This window comes from Streptomyces sp. NPDC090083 (genome assembly GCF_044747445.1).
In the GTDB taxonomy this organism is placed as follows: Bacteria; Actinomycetota; Actinomycetes; order Streptomycetales; family Streptomycetaceae; genus Streptomyces.
The window spans coordinates 1,140,080-1,158,145 of record NZ_JBIVED010000002.1; the positions used below are offsets into that span (position 1 = coordinate 1,140,080).

The window sequence follows — 18,066 nt, forward strand, 5'->3', positions numbered from 1 at the left end:
GAAGTGCCCTCGACACGCCCGCCCCTCACGCTCACCTTCATCCACACCTCCGCCGTCCTCCTCGCCCTCGTCTCCCTGGCCCTCACCCTGCGCACCGGCCTCGGCGAACCCGGGGTCGCCCTCGCCTTCGGCATCCTCGTGGCCGCGGGCGAACTGAGCCGCTGGGACGGCACGACGGGCCTCAGGGAGACCGCCCCGCTCGGCGCCGCCGGCGCCCTCTCCTACGCCCTGCTCGGCGCCGAAGCGGGCCGCGCCACCCACCACGGCCTCTTCCAGGTCGTCGCGGTGGTCGTCGCCGCCACACTCGTCGGCTGCGTCCCGCACATCGCCCGCGGCCACAGCCGCACCCCCGACCACATGGCGCGCCGCGTCCTGACCGTGGGCTTCGCGGCCGTCTGCTTCCAACCCCTGTACAACCAGGGCGTGTTCAGGCACTGGGGCGGCCCCGCCTACGCCCTGCTCCTGCTCGCGCTGCTCTGCCTGACCGCGCTCTGCGACGCCGTGCTCGCCGCCGCCCTCGCGCACTCGCGGACCGGGTGGCCGTTCGGGCCGCTGCTGCGGGACGAGCTGCGCGGGATGCCCGGCATCGGGTCCGCGGTGTGCGCGACCGGCGCGGTGATGGCGCTCGCGGTGGCCGTCGTGGGGCTGTGGGCGCTGCCCGTGTTCTCGCTGCCGCTGCTGCTGACCCAGCTGTCCTTCCGGCGGTACGCGGCCGTACGGGACACCTACCGCCAGACCATCGCCTCCCTGGCCCGGTCCACCGAGATAGCCGGATACACACCTGCCGGGCACGCCCGCCGGGTCGCCGCGCTGTGCCAGGCGGTCGGCCGGGACCTGGGGCTGTCCGAACCCGACCTCACCGTCCTGGAGTACGCCGCCCTGATGCACGACATCGGCCAGCTCAGCCTCGTCGACCCGGTACCGGCCGGCGCCACCGCCGTGCTCCCCGCGGCGGAGCAGCGGCGGATAGCCCTGCTCGGCGGGGCCGTCGTACGGCAGACCGGGGTGAGTCCTCAGGTGGCGGCCGTCGTGGAGCGGCAGGCCGACCCGTGCCGGGAGCAGCCGCTGTCCGCGCGGATCGTCCGGGCCGTGAACGCGTACGAGGAGAAAACCCGGGCAGGCGGCCCCGGCGGGCCGCTTCAGGCGCTGGAGGAGCTGCGCCTCGGGACCGCGGGGGACTACGCTCCCGAGGTCGTGGAGGCACTGGCCCGGGTGCTGTGCGGTCAGGGCGGCGGCGCGAAGCGCCTCGGGCAGGGCGGCGGTGGGTGACGCGTGGGACGGTCTGACCTTGCCCTCGGCTGGGTAACCCATGGGTAATGAGCGCCCTTCCAGCCGTACGTGGTTGGATGCGAAGAAGAGGGTGTCCGGGGGCATGGCCAGCCCACTGAACGGAACTGGCAGGCGGGAATCGTGAGGATCTTCGGCAAGGGACGGCACCGGCCCTCCGCCTCCTGGCGGCAGGCCACAGACCGCGCGTTCACACTGATCGGCGACGGTCGGTACGAGGACGCGGGCGCACTGCTGACACGTGCCGCCGATCTTGAACCCTGGCTGTCCGAGTCCTGGTTCAACCTCGCCCTGCTCCACAAGTTCCGGCACGACTGGGAGCAGGCGCGGGCGGCCGGACTGCGGGCCGTCGCGCTGCTCGACCGGGAGGCCGGGGCACCTGACTGGTGGAACGTGGGCATCGCGGCCACCGCGCTGCAGGACTGGCCGCTGGCGCGGCGGGCCTGGCAGGCGTACGGGCTGCGGGTGCCGGGCGGGGTCACCGGTGCGGGTGAGCCGGCCGGGATGGATCTCGGCAGCGCGGCCGTACGGCTCTCTCCCGAGGGGGAGGCCGAGGTGGTGTGGGGGCGGCGGCTGGATCCCGCCCGCATCGAGGTGCTGTCCATTCCGCTGCCGTCGTCCGGACGGCGGTGGGGCGAGGTCGTGCTCCACGACGGGGTGCCGCACGGGGAGCGGACCACCGCCGCCGGGCACTCGTATCCCGTGTTCGACGAGATCGAGCTGTGGGCGCCGTCCCCGGTGCCCACGTGGGTGGTGCTCCTCGAAGCCGCGACCGAGGCCGACCGGGACGCGCTGGAGCAGCTGGCGGCCGACGCGGGGTTCGCGGCCGAGGACTGGTCGTCCTCCGTGCGGCTGCTGTGCCGGATGTGTTCCGAGTCGCGGATGCCGTCCGACGAGGGCGACGGCGAGCATCTCGATCCGCATGACCACAGTGAGCCCGGGCATCCCGGTCCGCTGGGGCATCGCACGGACGGGCAGTTGTGGGTGCCGGAGCGGGAGTGCGGGCTGGCCGCGCCGGCTTCGCTGGTACGGGGGTTGCTGGACGGGTGGGTCGCCGACAGCCCCGACTCCCGGGACTGGCGGGACCTGGAAGAGGTCTGCTGAGGCCGGTGGCCGGGTGCCGCGCCGTCGCGGCCCGTCGCACAGTTCCCCGCGCCCCTGAGGGGCGCCTCCACGTACCCTGTATCAGCAACTTCTCCCCCTGGGCTTTAGGAAGGCGTTCGTCGGCATGGCGCAGCAGGACACCGATCAGCAGCACGTGGGCGTGCTCCCCGTGGATGACGAGGGGTTCGTCATCGACACCGAGGAGACCGAGGAGCGTGAGGCGGCCTGGCGGGAGCGGGGGACCTCCCGGGCGATCACGGTCGTCGGGAACCCGGTGCTGCACAAGGAGTGCCGGGACGTCACCGAGTTCGGTGCGGAGCTGGAGACGCTGGTGGCGGACATGTTCGCCTCGCAGCGCACCGCCGAGGGCGTCGGCCTCGCCGCCAACCAGATCGGCGTCGACCTGAAGGTCTTCGTCTACGACTGCCAGGACGACGAGGGCAGGCGGCACGTCGGTGTCGTCTGCAATCCCAGGCTCGTCGACCTGCCCGCCGACCGGCGTCACCTGGACGAGAGCAACGAGGGCTGCCTGTCCGTGCCGACCGCGTACGCGCCGCTCGCACGGCCCGACTACGCCGAGGTGACCGGCCAGGACGAGAAGGGCAACCCCGTCAAGGTCCGCGGCACCGGCTACTTCGCACGGTGTTTGCAGCACGAGACCGACCACCTCTACGGCTACCTGTACATCGACCGGCTCTCCAAGCGGGACCGCAAGGACGCGCTGCGGCAGATGGCCGAGAACGAGCCCCGCTACCCCGTGGTCGCCAACGACTGACCCGGCCGACCCCGCCGGTCGTCCCGTCTCCCTTCCGCACGGCGTCTGTTCAGGAGCACCTCCCTGACCAGGCGCCGTTCGCATGTTCCTCGCACATCCGATCGTTTGTGCTCGCGTAGTGATCCAGAATCGGTCACGCAAGGGGGGATTCTCGGCACTTGGGGGTAGTGAAGGGAGCAAATCCGTTCCCAGAACGGTCAGTTGTGGTGCTGAATGGGAAGTGCGGGGATACGCAACGGCGCACGCCCGGCACGGCGGGAGGGGCGTGCGCAACTGGCGGCTGAGAGGGGTTTGTTCGTGCCTGCTTTCTCACACAGCACCACAACGACAACGGCGACGACGGCGATCGCGGTTCCACCGTCGCTCTCTCTCCCGGTGATCGAGGCGGCGTTTCCCCGGCGACTGCATCCGTATTGGCCGAGGCTCCAGGAGAAGACACGTGTCTGGCTCCTCGAAAAACGCCTCATGCCGGCGGAGAAGGTACGGGAATATGCCGACGGTCTTTGCTACACGGACCTGATGGCCGGGTACTACTTGGGCGCCCCGGACGAGGTGCTCCAGGCGATAGCGGACTTCAGCGCGTGGTTCTTCGTCTGGGACGACCGACACGACCGGGACATCGTGCACGAACGCCCCGACGCCTGGCGGCGGTTGAGGTTCCGGTTGCATGCTGCACTCGATGCACCACGGCACCACCTGCTCCACCCGGATCCGCTGGTCGCCGGGTTCGCCGACAGCATGACGCGGATCTACTCGTTCCTCCCCGACACCTGGAACGCGCGGTTCGCCCGCCACTTCCACGCCGTCATCGAGGCCTACGACCGTGAATTCCGCAATCGCACCGAGGGAATCGTCCCCACGGTCGACGAATACCTCGCACTGCGCCGGCTCACCTTCGCCCACTGGATCTGGACGGATCTGCTGGAGGCGAGCGCGGACTGCGAACTCCCGGACAGCGTGCGGAAAAGCTCAGGATATCGCCGGGCGGCCCTGCTGAGTCAGGAGTTCGCCGCCTGGTACAACGACCTCTGCTCACTGCCCAAGGAAATCGCGGGCGACGAGGTCCACAATCTCGGCATCAGTCTCGTCAAACACGAAGGGCTGACCCTCGAAGAAGCGGTCGCCGAACTGAGGCGCCGTATCGAGGAATGCATAGCCGAATTCCTGGAGGCGGAACGCGAGACATTACGGCTCGCCGACCGCCTCGACGACGGAACGGCACGGGGAGCGGAACTGGGCGCGGCCGTACGGGCCAATCTCGGAAACATGCGGAACTGGTTCAGTTCCGTCTACTGGTTCCACCACGAGTCCGGCCGTTACATGGTCGACAGCTGGGACGACCGGTCCACACCCCCGTACGTCAACAACGAAGCGGCAGGTGAGAAATGACCGTCGAGTCTGTGAAGCCCGCGGCCCCCGAGGCACCGGAGCTGCTTGAGCCGCCCGTCGCGGGCGGCAGGGTCCCGCTTCTCGGCCACGGCTGGAAGCTGGTCCGCGACCCCCTGGCCTTCATGGCCCAACTCCGCGACCACGGCGACGTCGTGAGGCTCCGCCTCGGACCGAAGACCGTCTACGCCGTCACCGCGCCGGCCCTCACCGGAGCGCTCGCGCTGAACCCGGACTTCATCATCGCGGGCCCGCTCTGGGAGTCCCTGGAGGGACTGCTCGGCAAGGAGGGCGTGGCCACCGCCAACGGACCCACCCACCGACGCCAACGGCGCATCATCCAGCCCGCGTTCAAACTCGACGCGATCCCCGCCTACGGGCCGATCATGGAGGAGGAGGCACACGCGCTCACCGAGCGCTGGGCGATGGGCGGGACGATCGACTGCACCTCCGAGTCCTTCCGGGTCGCCGTGCGGATCGCGGCCCGCTGTCTGCTGCGCGGCGACTTCATGGACGAGCGGGCCGAGCGGCTGTGCGTCGCGCTCGCCACCGTCTTCCGGGGCATGTACCGGCGGATGGTGGTACCGGCGGGACCGCTCTACCGGCTGCCTCTGCCGGCCAACCGGGAATTCAACCGGGCGCTGGCCGATTTGCATCTCCTGGTCGACGAGATCGTCGCCGAACGACGGGCATCTGGTCAAAAGCCGGACGATTTGCTGACGGCATTGCTGGAGGCGACGGACGACAATGGCGAGCCCATCGGGGAACAGGAGATCCACGACCAGGTCGTCGCGATCCTCACCCCGGGAAGCGAAACAATCGCGTCCACGATCATGTGGCTGCTCCAGGTCCTCACCGAACACCCGGAACACGCCGACAAGATACGCGAAGAGGTCGAATCCGTGACGGGTGGTCGCCCGGTGGCATTCGACGACGTCCGGAAGCTGACGCACACGAACAATGTCGTCGTCGAGGCGATGCGCTTGCGCCCCGCCGTATGGATATTGACGCGGCGGGCGCTCGCGGACACCGATCTGGGCGGCTATCGGATTCCGGCCGGGGCCGACATCATCTACAGTCCGTACGCGATCCAGCGCGACGCGCGTTCGTATGACCACAACGTCGAGTTCGATCCCGACCGCTGGCTTCCGGAACGCTCCAAGGACGTACCGAAGTTCGCCATGAGCCCGTTCAGCAACGGCAACCGGAAGTGTCCCAGTGACCACTTCTCGATGGCCCAACTGAGCCTGATCACGGCGGCGGTGGCGGCGAGGTACCGCTTCGAGCAGGTGTCCGGCTCGGACGACGCCACCCGTGTCGGCATCACCCTGCGGCCCAACAGGCTGCTGCTCAGGCCCGTGTCGAGGTGACGGTGACCGGCGTGCGTTCAGGCGGCCTCCGGGCCCCTGAACGTGCGCCGGTAGGCGTTCGGCGTGGTGCCGAGCGCCCGGACGAACTGGTGGCGCAGGGCGGGTGCGGTGCCGAAGCCGGTCCGCCAGGCGATCACGTCCATCGTCTCGTCCGTCCCCTCCAGCAACTGCTGCGCCAGCAGCACCCGTTGACGCAGGATCCAGCGGTAGGGCGTGGTCCCGGTCTCCTGCTGGAAGCGGCGGGCGAAGGTACGCGGTGACATCAGGGCACGGGCGGCGAGCTGCTCGACGGTGACCTCCTGGTCGAGGTGCTCCGCCATCCACACCAGCACCTCGCCGACCGTGTCGCACCGCGTGCGCGGCAGCGGCCGCTCGATGTACTGGGCCTGGCCGCCGTCGCGGTGCGGCGGCACGACCATCCGCCGGGCGATCGCGTTGGCGACCTCAGGACCCTGCTCCTTGCGCACGAGATGCAGACAGGCGTCGATGCCGGCCGCGGTGCCCGCCGAGGTGATCACCGGGTCCGCGTCGACGTACAGCACGTCGGGTTCCACGACGACCTTCGGGTAGCGCCGGGCCAGCAGCTCGGCGTGGTGCCAGTGCACCGCGCAGCGCCGCCCGTCCAGCAGTCCGGCGGCGGCCAGCACGAACACCCCCGAGCAGACGCTGAGCACCCGGGCACCCCGGTCGACGGCCCGGCGCAGGGCGTCGAGGAGTTCCTCCGGGTACTCGCGCGCCGCGTAGGTGGCACCCGCCGGCACGCAGACGAGGTCCGCGGTCTCCAGCCGTTCCAGGCCGTGTTCGACGGCCAGAGAGAAGCCCGCGTGGGTGGAGAGCTCCGGGCCCTCGGCCGAGGCGACGGCGAAGTCGTAGACCGGGAGCCCCTCGTCGCTGCGGTCGAGGCCGAACACCTCGCAGACCACGCCGAGTTCGAAGGGGTGCACTCCGTCGAGCAGGACCACGGCCACGTTCGTCAGCATGCTGCCAGTGTGCGCCCCGGATGGCAGTAAATCGAGGGTGTGCGGCAGTCCTGCCACTCACGGTAAGGAGTCAACAGGATGAGACTCATGTCCATGAACACCGCCATGGACAACCTCATCGCCCTGCTCACCGTCGCCGGCATCCTCGTGGCCGTGACCTTCCCCTCGCTGCTCGGCATCGCGCACGACCGGCGCGTCGACCGTCAGATCCGGACCGCGCACCGGCTCATGGCTTCGACACCACGACGGTGACCGACCACTCCTGAATGCCCTTGCACGAGATCTTGTGCGGCGCGGTGGCACACAGCGGCCGGGACGACGTGAGCTTCACGGTCCCGGCCGAGACCGCCTGGTAGGCGTTGCTCGCGTCGCCGGGCCGGATCAGGATGCCGCTGTTGGTGGCCTTCAGACCGCTGCCCACGGTCTTCACCGGGGCCCAGGGCCGGGCCGTCGTCCCGTCCAGCAGAATGCGGACGGTGGAGCCGGTCGTCAGACAGAACGTGCCGTTCGTGTCGGTCGCGGCCAGGGTCTCCTTCGCCGCGCAGGCCGCCCTGCTGCTGCTCGGTGTGGGGGAGGGGGAGGACGACGGGGACACGGTGGCGCTGCCGGTGTCGGACTTCGAGCCGCAGCCCGTGAGGGCGAGCGCCAGGGTGGCGACGGCGAGGGACGGACCAAGAATCGATCGGCGCATGGGGGGCCTCCTTTGCCTCTTCGACGTGTCACGGACGCATCCGGATCCCTCGTGAGCAGCACGATATTCGTGGACATGACAGGACCCCGGCCGCTGCGAGACGACCGGGGCCCAGCTCATACGGAGGTCAGCTGGTCGTCACGGCGGTGTCGTCGAGGACGAAGCTGGTCTGGAGGGAGGAGTCCTCGACGCCGCTGAACTTCAGCGTGACGGTGGAGCCGGCGAAGGAGGACAGGTCGAAGCTCTTCTGCGCGTACCCGGAGGCCTTGTTCAGGTTCGAGTACGTCGCGAGCGTGGTCGAACCGGCGGTGACCGTCAGCTTGTCGTACGCCGTGCTGGTCGTGGTCTCCGCGGTGTCGATGTGCAGGTAGAAGGTGAAGGTGGCCTTGCAGCCGGACGGGACGGTCACCGACTGGGACAGCGTGTCGGTGTGGGTCGAGCCGTAGCCGTCGAGCCACGCGTAGTACGAGCCCGCGTGCGCGGCCTCGCCGGAGTCGTTGGTGATGACCCCGCTGCTCGCGGTCCAGGTGGTGTTGCCCGACTCGAAGCCCGCGTTGCCCAGCAGCTGGGTCGAGGTGCAGGTGCCGCCGCCGGAGGTGCTGACCGTCCAGGTGAAGGAGGCCGAGCCGGAGGCGCCGGTGGAGTCGGTCGCGGTCACCGTCACGGCGTAGGTGCCGGCGGTGGACGCGGTGCCGGAGATCAGCCCGGTCGAGCTGCTGATCGACAGGCCGGTGGGCAGCCCGCTCGCGCTGTAGGTGAGGGTCGCGCCCGCGCTGTCCGAGGCCGAGATCTGGAGGCTGGCCGCGCTGCCGGTCGCGGTGGACTGGCTGCCCGGGTTGGTGACGGTCACGGTGTTGCCCGTGGTGGTGCCGGAGGTGAAGGCGGCGGTGCCGTCCGGGGTGCCCCAGCCGGTCGGGCCGTCGTAGCCGGTCTCGGCGGTGCAGAAGTACGCCGTCGAGCAGGAGCCGTTGTTGCCGCTGGTGACGTCGTACAGGTTGCTGGTGTGGGAGTAGGGGTACTTCGCCGGGTAGTCGCTGGAACCGGGGGTGCCGGCCAGCGCGTAGACGCCCGCGATGATCGGGGACGAGGCGCTGGTGCCGCCGTAGACCGCCCAGCCGGAGCCGCCGTAGGTGTCGTAGACGGCCACGCCGGTGGCGGGGTCGGCCACGGCGGAGACGTCGGCCTCCATGCGCTTGGTGCAGCCGGTGTCGGTCTGCCAGCTCGGCTTCGCGTCGTAGGCGGAGCAGCCGGAGCCGGTGCCCTCGCTGCTGCTGGTCTTCCACACGGACTCGGTCCAGCCGCGGGAGTTGGACGACGTCGACAGCGCGGTGCCGCCGACTGCCGTCACGTACTGGGACGTCGCCGGGTACTCGGCGCCGTAGGCCTCGTCACCGGAGGAGACGGTGATCGCGACGCCCGGGTGCTTGAAGTACGAGGTGTCCTCGCTGGTCTGCGAGGAGGACTCGGAGCCGCCCCAGCTGTTGGAGACGAACTTCGCGCCCAGGGCGACGGCCTCGTTCTCGGCGGTGCCGAGGTTGGCGTCGGTGGCCGACGTGGCCTCCACCAGAATGATGTTGCAGTTCGGGCAGACCGCGCTGACCATGTCGATGTCGAGCGCTTCCTCGCCGGCCCAGCCGCTGTCGTTGCTCGGCAGCGAGGTGGTGGAGCCGGTCTGGCTGACCTGCTTGAAGCAGCCGTTGGCCTTGGTGCAGGCGGACAGGCCGAAGTTCGAGCGGTAGGTGGCCAGGTCCGACTCGGCGTTGGGGTCGTTGTACGCGTCGACCACCGCGACCGTGAGGCCGGAGCCGCCGGTCGAGGGGAGCGCGTACGCGCTGTGCAGGTTGGCCGGGCTCAGCCCGGACACCGCGGCCGCGGCGTCCGGGTGCACGGCCGCGGCCAGCCGCTGCTTGATGTCGGTGCGCCGCTGGGCGAAGCAGGACGCCGAGCCGGGGGCCGCGGTCGCGCAGAGGCGCTCGGTCGGCACCTTCTGCCCGGCCTTGCCGGTCGCGTGGACGGCCTGGGCCGCGGGGGCGGTCAGGGCCTTCGCGTTCTGGGTGACCTTGGAAGCCTGGGCCGACTGGACGGCCGCGTGGGGGGCGGGCTGCGCGCCGGCGGGCGTCGCGGCCACCAGGCCGAAGACGCTCAGGGCGAGGGCGGGCAGGGCGGCGGTCAGTAGTCTTCGCAGGCTCCGTCTGGGCTTTTCACGCATGGGGGTGCTGCCTCCGTCGTTGGAGTGGGGTTCCTCGGCGCTGGTGGCAGGCCTGTGACGCGCGTAGCGGCGGCGTTGAACGTCGTCATGGGCATGACACTTTGTACGTTCGGTGAGGCTGTTGTGCGTGACATGTCACAACGGGCAGAAGCTATCCGGGCCCGACGAGCCCCGAACAGGCGCGCCTCAAGAACTTTGCCGCTCCATAGGAGGTCCATGGACGGCCCATGGAAGCTCCATGGGCCGTCCGAGCCCTTACCCGTTCCTACGGCTCCGCGGTCAGAAGTCCTCGTCCAGGTCGACCGTGCCCTCCACGGCGACCTGGTACGCCGACGGGCGGCGCTCGAAGAAGTTCGTCAGCTCCTGCACGCCCTGCAACTCCATGAAGGAGAAGGGGTTCTCGGAGCCGTACACCGGCGCGAACCCGAGCCGCTGGAGACGCTGGTCCGCGACGCACTCCAGGTACTGGCGCATCGAGTCGGTGTTCATGCCCGGCAGACCCTCGCCGCACAGGTCGCGCCCGAACTGCAGCTCCGCCTCGACGGCCTCCTTCAGCATGTCCGTGACCTGCTGCTGGAGCAGGTCGTCGAACAGCTCCGGCTCCTCCTTGCGGACGGTGTCGACCACCTCGAAGGCGAAGCTCATGTGCATGGTCTCGTCGCGGAACACCCAGTTGGTGCCGGTGGCGAGACCGTGCAGGAGACCCCGGCTGCGGAACCAGTAGACGTACGCGAACGCGCCGTAGAAGAACAGGCCCTCGATGCACGCGGCGAAGCAGATCAGGTTGAGGAGGAAGCGGCGGCGGTCGGCCTGGGTCTGCAGGCTCTCCAGCTTCTCGACCTCGTTGATCCACTTGAAGCAGAACTCGGCCTTCTCGCGGATGGAGGGGATGTTCTCCACCGCGGCGAAGGCGGCCGCCCGGTCCTCCGGGTCGGGGAGGTAGGTGTCGAGCAGCGTCAGATAGAACTGGACGTGCACGGCCTCCTCGAACAGCTGGCGGCTCAGGTACAGCCGGGCCTCGGGGGAGTTGATGTGCTTGTACAGCGTCAGCACCAGGTTGTTCGCCACGATCGAGTCACCCGTCGCGAAGAACGCGACCAGCCGCCCGATCATGTGCTGCTCACCCGGCGACAGCTTCGCGAGGTCGGCGACGTCCGAGTGGAGGTCGACCTCCTCGACGGTCCAGGTGTTCTTGATCGCGTCCCGGTAGCGCTCGTAGAAGTCCGGGTAGCGCATGGGGCGGAGGGTCAGCTCGAAGCCCGGGTCGAGAAGGTTCTTGGCTTCGCTGGTCATCACTGGCAGGCCTCGCAGGACTCGGGGTTTTCGAGGGAGCAGGCCACCGCGTCTTCGTCGGGGGTCAACTGCTGCACCGGGATGGGGGTTTGGGTCTGGGCCTGGGCCTGGGCCGCGCGGGCGATGCGGGTCGCCGGGCGGGAGCGCAGGTAGTACGTCGTCTTCAGACCCTGCTTCCAGGCGTACGCGTACATCGAGGAGAGCTTGCCGATCGTCGGCGTCTCCAGGAACAGGTTCAGGGACTGGGACTGGTCCAGGAACGGGGTGCGGGCGGCGGCCATGTCGATCAGGCCGCGCTGCGGGATCTCCCACGCCGTGCGGTACAGGGCGCGGACGTCCGCCGGGATCCAACTGAACGCCTGCACCGAGCCGTTGGCCTCGCGCAGCGCCTCGCGGGTGCGGGCGTCCCACACGCCGAGCCGCTTCAACTCGTCCACCAGGTAGGAGTTGACCTGGAGGAACTCGCCGGAGAGCGTCTCGCGCTTGAACAGGTTGGAGACCTGCGGCTCGATGCACTCGTAGACGCCCGCGATCGAGGCGATGGTGGCGGTCGGGGCGATCGCCAGCAGGAGCGAGTTGCGCATGCCGGTCCGGGCGATACGTTCCCGCAGGGCCGCCCAGCGCTCCGGCCAGGTCAGCTCGACGCCGTAGTGGTCGGGGTGCAGGACACCGCGGGCCGTACGGGTCTTCTCCCAGGCCGGCAACGGGCCGTTGCGCTCGGCGAGTTCGGCGGACGCCTCGTACGCGGCGAGCATGATGCGCTCGGCGATCCGGGACGACAGCGCCTGCGCCTGCGGCGAGTCGAAGGGGACGCGCAGCTTGAAGAAGACGTCCTGGAGGCCCATCGCCCCCAGACCCACCGGACGCCAGCGGGCGTTGGAACGGCCCGCCTGCTCGGTCGGGTAGAAGTTGATGTCGACCACGCGGTCCAGGAACGTGACGGCCGTGCGGACCGTCTCGTCCAGCCGCTCCCAGTCGATGTCGCCGTCGACGACGAACGCGCCCAGGTTCACCGAACCGAGGTTGCAGACCGCCGTCTCGCCGTCGTCCGTGACCTCAAGGATCTCCGTGCAGAGGTTCGAGGAGTGGACCGTGTGGCCCGGCTCGGCCGTCTGGTTGGCGGTGCGGTTGGCCGCGTCCTTGAAGGTCATCCAGCCGTTGCCGGTCTGCGCGAGGGTGCGCATCATCCGGCCGTAGAGGTCACGGGCCGGGAGGGTCTTCTTCGCCAGGCCCTTCGCCTCGGCCTCGCGGTACGCGGCGTCGAACTCGTCGCCCCACAGGTCGACCAGCTCGGGCACGTCCGCGGGGGAGAACAGCGACCAGTCGCCGTCCGCGTTCACCCGGCGCATGAACTCGTCCGGGATCCAGTGCGCGAGGTTCAGGTTGTGCGTACGGCGGGCGTCCTCACCGGTGTTGTCCCGCAGCTCCAGGAACTCCTCGATGTCGGAGTGCCAGGTCTCCAGGTACACCGCGGCGGCACCCTTGCGCCGGCCGCCCTGGTTCACCGCGGCGACCGAGGCGTCCAGCGTCTTCAGGAAGGGGACGATGCCGTTCGAGTGCCCGTTGGTGCCGCGGATCAGCGAACCCCGGCTGCGGATACGGGAGTACGACAGCCCGATGCCGCCGGCGTGCTTCGAGAGGCGGGCCACCTGGTGGTAGCGGTCGTAGATGGAGTCCAGCTCGTCCAGCGGGGAGTCGAGGAGGTAGCAGGACGACATCTGGGGGTGGCGCGTGCCGGAGTTGAAGAGCGTGGGGGAGGACGGAAGGTAGTCCAGGCGGCTCATCAGGCGGTACAGCGAGGCGACCTCGTCCAGGGCGCGGGTGCTGTCGTCCTCCGCGAGGCCGGCCGCGACCCGGAGCATGAAGTGCTGGGGGGTCTCGACGACCTTGCGGGTGATCGGGTGCCGCAGGAGGTAGCGGCTGTACAGGGTGCGCAGGCCGAAGTAGCCGAAGCGGTCGTCGGCGCCCTCCGCCAGTGAGGCGGCGACCAGCGAGTCCAGGCGGGCCGCGTGCAGCGTCGCGAAGTCGGCGGTGCGGTCCGCGATGAGGCCCTCGCGGTGGCCCACGGCGACGGACTCGGTGAAGCTCGTGACGCCCTGGGAGGCGGCCTCGGCCGCGATGCTGATCGTCAGCAGCCGGGCGGCGAGCCGGGAGTAGACGGGATCCTCGGAGATGAGGCCGGCGGCCGCCTCCGTGGCCAGCTCGCGCAGTTCCGTCACGTCCGCCTGCGCGGACCGGCCGCGCAACGTGGCGGCGGCGACCCGGCCGGGGTCGGCGTCGGGGAGGTCGGCGGTCAGCTCGGTCAGGGTCCGCAGGATCGCGGTACCGGGACCGTCGGCTCCGGGAACGGTCGTTCCGGGAACGTCGGTTCCGGGGACGATCGTGTCGGTGGCCCGGTTCGCTGATGCCGGCTCTGCTGGCGCGATGGTCACGGTGGGGCTCTCCCTCGCTCGGCACGGGGCCTCGCCGAGGGCAGGCGGCAGTACACGAGCGCACGGGGGCGTCGCGTCCACCGGCCCACTCCACGAGGCCCGGACGTCATGCGTCCGGCCGGGTGGCCGGGCGCGCGCCGTCGGCAGGTCCTCGGACTGGCCATGTGCGCGTATACGCACAAGTACACCGTTGCGGGACAGTTCCGGATTCGCACCGGATTCCCCTGCGGCGACAGCGAGCATGAGCATACATCTTGTGCTCGCCTGTCACATCACCACCAGATGTTGTGTCGCGGTGGTTTCAGAGTGTCAGCTCATAGGTGAGCAGAGTGAGATCGTCCAGGTGCGGCACGGGATTCCAGTCGCGGTCCGGGGTACGGACGAAACCGAGGCGTTCGTAGATGCGGTGGGCCGCGCGCATGCCGGACTGGGTCGAGAGGACCAGGGCCGTGCAGCCGTCCAGGGCCCGGGCGCGGTCGACGCAGGCCCGGACCAGGGCCTCGCCGGCGCCTCTGCCGCGGGCGGCGCGGTGGATCGCGAGGGCGCGGATCTCCGCCTCTCCGGGGCGGGCTATGTCGGCGACCGGGCCGGGGCCCGGGACGAAGGTGACTCCGCCGAGGAGACGGTCGCCGTCCACCGCGACGAGGACCTCGGCGGCCGCGGCCCGGCCTGCCACGTCCTTCAGCACCGGGAGATAGGGGTCGGTCTCGCCGTAGTCGAGAAGGCCGTCGTCCAGGTACGCGTGTGCCGTGAGGGTGCCGAGGGGCTCGTACTCGGTGGGGTCCGCCCGGCGGATGAGGAAGTCCATGGGGGCCAGTGTGGACGAACGGCGGGCCACCGAGGGGGTGCCCTCGGTGGCCCGCCGCGGGTCCGTCGTTGCCGGTCGCCCCTGGGGATCTCAGTGACCGGCGATCACGGGCAGCTCTTCCTCCACGCCCGGGTCGCCCGCGTCGGCCGTGTAGTCGGACGGGCTGGTCTCGTCGACGCCCTCGGGGGCCTTGAAGGCCTTCAGGGCGAAGGTGAGGACCACGGTCACCACGACGTTCATCACGAACGCCGTCAGGCCGATGTAGCCGATCTCGCCGATGCCGGGGATCTCCTTCGACGAGCCGCCGAAGTGGGCCTGGGTGGGGGAGGCGACGCCGTACGCGGCGAGGGTGCCGTAGATCATGCCGACCGCCCAGCCGGCGAGGAGGGCCCAGCGGTGGAACCAGCGGGTGAACAGGCCGCCCACCAGGGCCGGGAAGGTCTGCAGGATCCAGATGCCGCCCAGGAGCTGGAAGTTGATCGCCACCGTCTTGTCCATCGTCAGGACGAAGGCGAGGGCGCCCACCTTCACCAGCAGGGAGACGATCTTCGAGACCTTCGTCTCCTGGGCCGGGGTCGCGTCCGGCTTGATGAAGTCCTTGTAGATGTTGCGGGTGAAGAGGTTCGCCGCCGCGATGGACATGATCGCCGCGGGGACGAGCGCCCCGATGCCGATCGCCGCGAACGCCACGCCCGCGAACCAGTCGGGGAACATGTCCTCGAACAGCTGCGGGATCGCCAACTGGCCGTTGGTGACCTTGACTCCGGCCGCGATCGCCATGAAGCCGAGCAGCGCGAGCAGGCCCAGCATCAGCGAATACAGCGGCAGGATCGTGGTGTTGCGGCGGATCACGTTGCGGCTCTTCGAGGAGAGCGTCGCCGTGATCGAGTGCGGGTACATGAACAGGGCCAGGGCCGAGCCCAACGCCAGTGTGGCGTACGTCCACTGGCCCGCCGGCGCGGGCACGAGCCCGCCCGCTCCCGCCGCCTTGAACTTGGCGCCGGCCGCGCTGAAGATGTCGTCGAACCCGCCGAGCTTGATCGGGATGTAGATGATCGCCACCGCGATCACGAGGTAGATCAGGCCGTCCTTCACGAACGCGATCAGCGCGGGCGCGCGCAGCCCGGACGAGTAGGTGTACGCGGCCAGCACGGCGAACGCGATCAGCAGCGGCAGGTCCTTCACGAACCAGTTGGAGTCGGCGCTGCCGCCCACCCCCATGACGTCCAGCACGGCCTGGATGCCGACCAGTTGGAGCGCGATGTACGGCATGGTCGCGAGGATGCCGGTGATCGCCACCGCCAGCGACAGGCTCTTCGAGCCGAAGCGGCCGCGCACGAAGTCCGAGGTCGTCACGTAACCGTGCCGGTGCGACACCGACCAGAGACGGGGGAGGAAGGTGAAGATCAACGGGTAGACGAGGATCGTGTACGGCACCGCGAAGAAGCCCGCCGCGCCCGCCGCGTAGACCGCCGCCGGGACCGCCACGAACGTGTAGGCCGTGTAGAGGTCGCCGCCGAGCAGGAACCAGGTGACCCAGGTGCCGAACGACCGTCCGCCCAGGCCCCATTCGTCGAGACTGTGCTCGTTGTCGGCCCGGCGCCAGCGTGCCGCCAGGAAGCCCAGGACCGTGACGGCCAGGAAGAAGAAGATGAAGACGCCGAGTGCGACGCCGTTCACGCCGTCGTTCACCGGTTACCTCCATGGCGGGTCCGCTGGTCGCGCTGCCACAGCTTGTAGGCGGTCATCGTCAGCGCGGTCGAGACCAGCACCCAGAGCATCTGGTACCAGTAGAAGAACGGGATGCCGATGAACGTGGGGTCGACCTTCGCGTAGGAGCCGACCCAGAGCAGCGCCACGAACGGCGCGACGAGACACACGGCGATGACGACACGGGCCGGTGTCACCAGCGGTAGCCCCGCTTCGGGCGGAACTTCGGGCACATCTGACATTTCTCGGCTCCGTCCCCACGCTGATCACCTGTGTAATGCGCAGGCAATCTAGGTCACGGCGTCACCGCGGCGAAAGACCTCGTCCGCATATCGTCATGTCGATTCGGTGAAAGCCCGACATCGGTGTCAACAGCACCGGAATCCCTGGCGCGGGTGGGTCTCCTGGCGGGCGGGCCACGGGCGTTCGACGGCGCGACGGCCCCGGATCCCCGCCTCGGGCGGGCCCCCACGGACGTGCGCGGCGCACCGGTCGCGGGCCGGCCCGTCGGTCAACTCCCGGACGTGTCACCGCACTCCACGGGGCGTCCGGCCGGCCGTCCGCGGCGGCGCCGGTCGCGTCGCGGGCCACCGCCTCCTTCGCCTCGCGGGTGGGGACGAGCCCGGCCGGTGCCGTGCTGTTCGACCGGGCGGACCGGGTCCCGCTCGGGGCGGAGCGCGCGGAGCGGCGGACGTGGGGGCCGTGAACCCGGAGCGCGTCCGGGCTCACGGCCCCCACGAGCGCCGCGAGAATGGCCGAAAGTACCCCGTCCGTGAGACGGGGTCGCTCGGTGACTCCTCTAGGGCCTGTCTGACAATGCCCGTCTGCCGGGCGACGCCATGCACGCACTCTCGCCGCACCGGGCGCGGACCCAAGTACGTCCAGTACGTGGGCCCACGCCCGGCACGACGAGAGCACGCACCTGACGCCGTCCGGCCGCCCTACGGGCGACGACGGGAATTGTCAGACAGGCCCTAGTCCTGCGGGCGCTTCAGCCGCGCCACGAACTTGTAGCGGTCCCCGCGGTACACCGACCGCACCCACTCCACCGGCTGGCCCTCCTTGTCGAGGGAGTGGCGGGAGAGCATCAGCATGGGCAGGCCGACGTCGGTGCTGAGCAGGCCGGCCTCGCGCGGGGTGGCCAGCGAGGTCTCGATGGTCTCCTCGGCCTCGGCGAGATGGACGTCGTAGACCTCGGCCAGCGCGGTGTAGAGGGACGTGTACTTGACGAGGGACCTGCGCAGGGCGGGGAAGCGCTTCGCGCTGAGGTGGGTCGTCTCGATGGCCATCGGCTCGGCGTTGGCCATGCGGAGGCGCTCGATGCGCAGGACCCGGCCGCCGGCGGTGATGTCGAGCAGATCGGCGAGGGTGTCGTCGGCGGTGATGTAGCCGATGTCGAGGAGCTGCGAGGTGGGTTCGAGGCCCTGGGCGCGCATGTCCTCGGTGTACGAGGTGAGTTGGAGGGCCTGGGAGACCTTCGGCTTGGCGACGAAGGTGCCCTTGCCCTGGATGCGCTCCAGGCGGCCCTCGACGACCAGTTCCTGGAGCGCCTGGCGCACGGTGGTGCGCGAGGTGTCGAACTCGGCGGCCAGGGTGCGCTCGGGCGGGACCGGGGTGCCGGGCGGCAGGGTCTCCGTCATGTCCAGCAGGTGCTTCTTCAGGCGGTAGTACTTGGGCACACGCGCGGTGCGGACGGTGGCCCCACCCTCGTTCTCCGCACTGCTGACGTCGGTGCTCATGCTCCGCCTTTCCGGCTCCGGACAAGGGTCACTTGGTGATCCCCTCTGTATACCGTCGCCGTCTCTTTTGGTCTAGTCCACAGCGCCAAGTGGTCTAGCGGAAGAGAGTACTCCGGCGGCCCTGTTTTCGCTGCCTTCTTACTTAAAGGTTCCTGCATATGTAGGTCCCATAACGGCTGGTCAGGGCCGTTTCGGGGACCCTTGACAGGCCCTCTGGTCTGGTCCAAGCTCCCGGTACTGGTCTACACCATTGGTTCAGGTCCCGGCCTATGGGCGGGAGGT

The 18,066-nt window shown here is 69.8% G+C and carries 15 protein-coding genes and 1 riboswitch; of the genes, 6 read left to right on the plus strand and 9 right to left on the minus strand.

The window, feature by feature from the left end:
- Positions 1-3: 3 nt before the first annotated feature.
- From ACIPTO_RS10940 to ACIPTO_RS10960, 5 genes are all read left to right on the plus strand, one after another.
- A complete protein-coding gene (locus ACIPTO_RS10940) occupies positions 4-1,269 on the plus strand; it encodes an HD-GYP domain-containing protein (RefSeq protein WP_401190782.1) in 1,266 nt (421 codons plus the stop codon).
- A 141-nt stretch (positions 1,270-1,410) separates the two neighbouring features.
- A complete protein-coding gene (locus ACIPTO_RS10945) occupies positions 1,411-2,391 on the plus strand; it encodes a hypothetical protein (protein WP_266772394.1) in 981 nt (326 codons plus the stop codon).
- A 124-nt stretch (positions 2,392-2,515) separates the two neighbouring features.
- On the plus strand, positions 2,516-3,166 hold the full coding sequence (def, locus tag ACIPTO_RS10950) for a peptide deformylase (RefSeq protein WP_366323444.1): 651 nt from the start codon (positions 2,516-2,518) through the stop codon (positions 3,164-3,166).
- Between the two features lie 297 nt (positions 3,167-3,463).
- Complete coding sequence (cyc1, locus tag ACIPTO_RS10955; RefSeq protein ID WP_366323442.1) at positions 3,464-4,555, plus strand: epi-isozizaene synthase; 1,092 nt, start codon at positions 3,464-3,466, stop codon at positions 4,553-4,555.
- Positions 4,552-5,922 (plus strand): cytochrome P450, encoded by a 1,371-nt coding sequence (locus ACIPTO_RS10960; RefSeq protein ID WP_401190785.1) that lies wholly within the window; start codon positions 4,552-4,554, stop codon positions 5,920-5,922. The genes cyc1 and ACIPTO_RS10960 overlap by 4 nt, the downstream gene beginning before the upstream one ends.
- A 17-nt stretch (positions 5,923-5,939) precedes the next feature.
- On the opposite strand, the gene ACIPTO_RS10965 is transcribed toward ACIPTO_RS10960, so the two are convergent.
- On the minus strand, positions 5,940-6,902 hold the full coding sequence (locus ACIPTO_RS10965; protein ID WP_366323438.1) for a helix-turn-helix domain-containing protein: 963 nt from the start codon (positions 6,900-6,902) through the stop codon (positions 5,940-5,942).
- A 78-nt stretch (positions 6,903-6,980) separates the two neighbouring features.
- Between ACIPTO_RS10965 and ACIPTO_RS10970 the strand changes: the two genes are divergently transcribed.
- A complete protein-coding gene (locus ACIPTO_RS10970; protein WP_401190788.1) occupies positions 6,981-7,154 on the plus strand; it encodes a hypothetical protein in 174 nt (57 codons plus the stop codon).
- Here the strand turns inward: ACIPTO_RS10970 and ACIPTO_RS10975 are convergent.
- From ACIPTO_RS10975 to ACIPTO_RS11010, 8 genes are all read right to left on the minus strand, one after another.
- Complete coding sequence (locus tag ACIPTO_RS10975; RefSeq protein ID WP_401190790.1) at positions 7,129-7,593, minus strand: hypothetical protein; 465 nt, start codon at positions 7,591-7,593, stop codon at positions 7,129-7,131. The genes ACIPTO_RS10970 and ACIPTO_RS10975 overlap by 26 nt on opposite strands.
- A gap of 127 nt (positions 7,594-7,720) precedes the next feature.
- The gene (locus ACIPTO_RS10980; RefSeq protein WP_401190792.1) at positions 7,721-9,802 is read right to left on the minus strand and encodes a putative Ig domain-containing protein; all 2,082 of its coding nucleotides are present in this window, start codon (positions 9,800-9,802) and stop codon (positions 7,721-7,723) included.
- A gap of 279 nt (positions 9,803-10,081) precedes the next feature.
- Positions 10,082-11,095, minus strand: coding sequence for a ribonucleotide-diphosphate reductase subunit beta (locus ACIPTO_RS10985; protein WP_366323430.1), 1,014 nt, complete (start codon positions 11,093-11,095; stop codon positions 10,082-10,084).
- Positions 11,095-13,527, minus strand: coding sequence for a ribonucleoside-diphosphate reductase subunit alpha (locus ACIPTO_RS10990; protein WP_401190794.1), 2,433 nt, complete (start codon positions 13,525-13,527; stop codon positions 11,095-11,097). The genes ACIPTO_RS10985 and ACIPTO_RS10990 overlap by 1 nt, the downstream gene beginning before the upstream one ends.
- 124 nt (positions 13,528-13,651) lie before the next feature.
- A riboswitch (cobalamin riboswitch) is annotated at positions 13,652-13,783 on the minus strand.
- Between the two features lie 45 nt (positions 13,784-13,828).
- Positions 13,829-14,335: a GNAT family N-acetyltransferase gene (locus ACIPTO_RS10995; RefSeq protein WP_366323428.1), complete on the minus strand. Its 507-nt coding sequence runs from the start codon at positions 14,333-14,335 to the stop codon at positions 13,829-13,831.
- 90 nt (positions 14,336-14,425) lie between these two features.
- Entirely contained in the window at positions 14,426-16,027 is a 1,602-nt protein-coding gene (gene mctP, locus ACIPTO_RS11000; protein WP_366323426.1) for a monocarboxylate uptake permease MctP, read from the minus strand.
- On the minus strand, positions 16,024-16,287 hold the full coding sequence (locus tag ACIPTO_RS11005) for a DUF3311 domain-containing protein (RefSeq protein ID WP_366323424.1): 264 nt from the start codon (positions 16,285-16,287) through the stop codon (positions 16,024-16,026). The genes mctP and ACIPTO_RS11005 overlap by 4 nt, the downstream gene beginning before the upstream one ends.
- Positions 16,288-17,019: 732 nt before the next feature.
- Positions 17,020-17,784, minus strand: coding sequence for a GntR family transcriptional regulator (locus tag ACIPTO_RS11010; protein WP_366323422.1), 765 nt, complete (start codon positions 17,782-17,784; stop codon positions 17,020-17,022).
- Between the last annotated feature and the right edge of the window lie 282 nt (positions 17,785-18,066).

Excerpts from the sequence above, each read along its gene's own strand:
- def (WP_366323444.1), top strand. The coding sequence starts at position 2,516 with ATGGCGCAGCAGGACACCGATCAGCAGCACGTGGGCGTGCTCCCCGTG.
- ACIPTO_RS10960 (WP_401190785.1), top strand. The coding sequence starts at position 4,552 with ATGACCGTCGAGTCTGTGAAGCCCGCGGCCCCCGAGGCACCGGAGCTG.
- ACIPTO_RS10965 (WP_366323438.1), bottom strand. The coding sequence starts at position 6,902 with ATGCTGACGAACGTGGCCGTGGTCCTGCTCGACGGAGTGCACCCCTTC.
- ACIPTO_RS10970 (WP_401190788.1), top strand. The coding sequence starts at position 6,981 with ATGAGACTCATGTCCATGAACACCGCCATGGACAACCTCATCGCCCTG.
- ACIPTO_RS10975 (WP_401190790.1), bottom strand. The coding sequence starts at position 7,593 with ATGCGCCGATCGATTCTTGGTCCGTCCCTCGCCGTCGCCACCCTGGCG.
- ACIPTO_RS10980 (WP_401190792.1), bottom strand. The coding sequence starts at position 9,802 with ATGCGTGAAAAGCCCAGACGGAGCCTGCGAAGACTACTGACCGCCGCC.
- ACIPTO_RS10985 (WP_366323430.1), bottom strand. The coding sequence starts at position 11,095 with ATGACCAGCGAAGCCAAGAACCTTCTCGACCCGGGCTTCGAGCTGACC.
- ACIPTO_RS10995 (WP_366323428.1), bottom strand. The coding sequence starts at position 14,335 with ATGGACTTCCTCATCCGCCGGGCGGACCCCACCGAGTACGAGCCCCTC.
- ACIPTO_RS11005 (WP_366323424.1), bottom strand. The coding sequence starts at position 16,287 with ATGTCAGATGTGCCCGAAGTTCCGCCCGAAGCGGGGCTACCGCTGGTG.
- ACIPTO_RS11010 (WP_366323422.1), bottom strand. The coding sequence starts at position 17,784 with ATGAGCACCGACGTCAGCAGTGCGGAGAACGAGGGTGGGGCCACCGTC.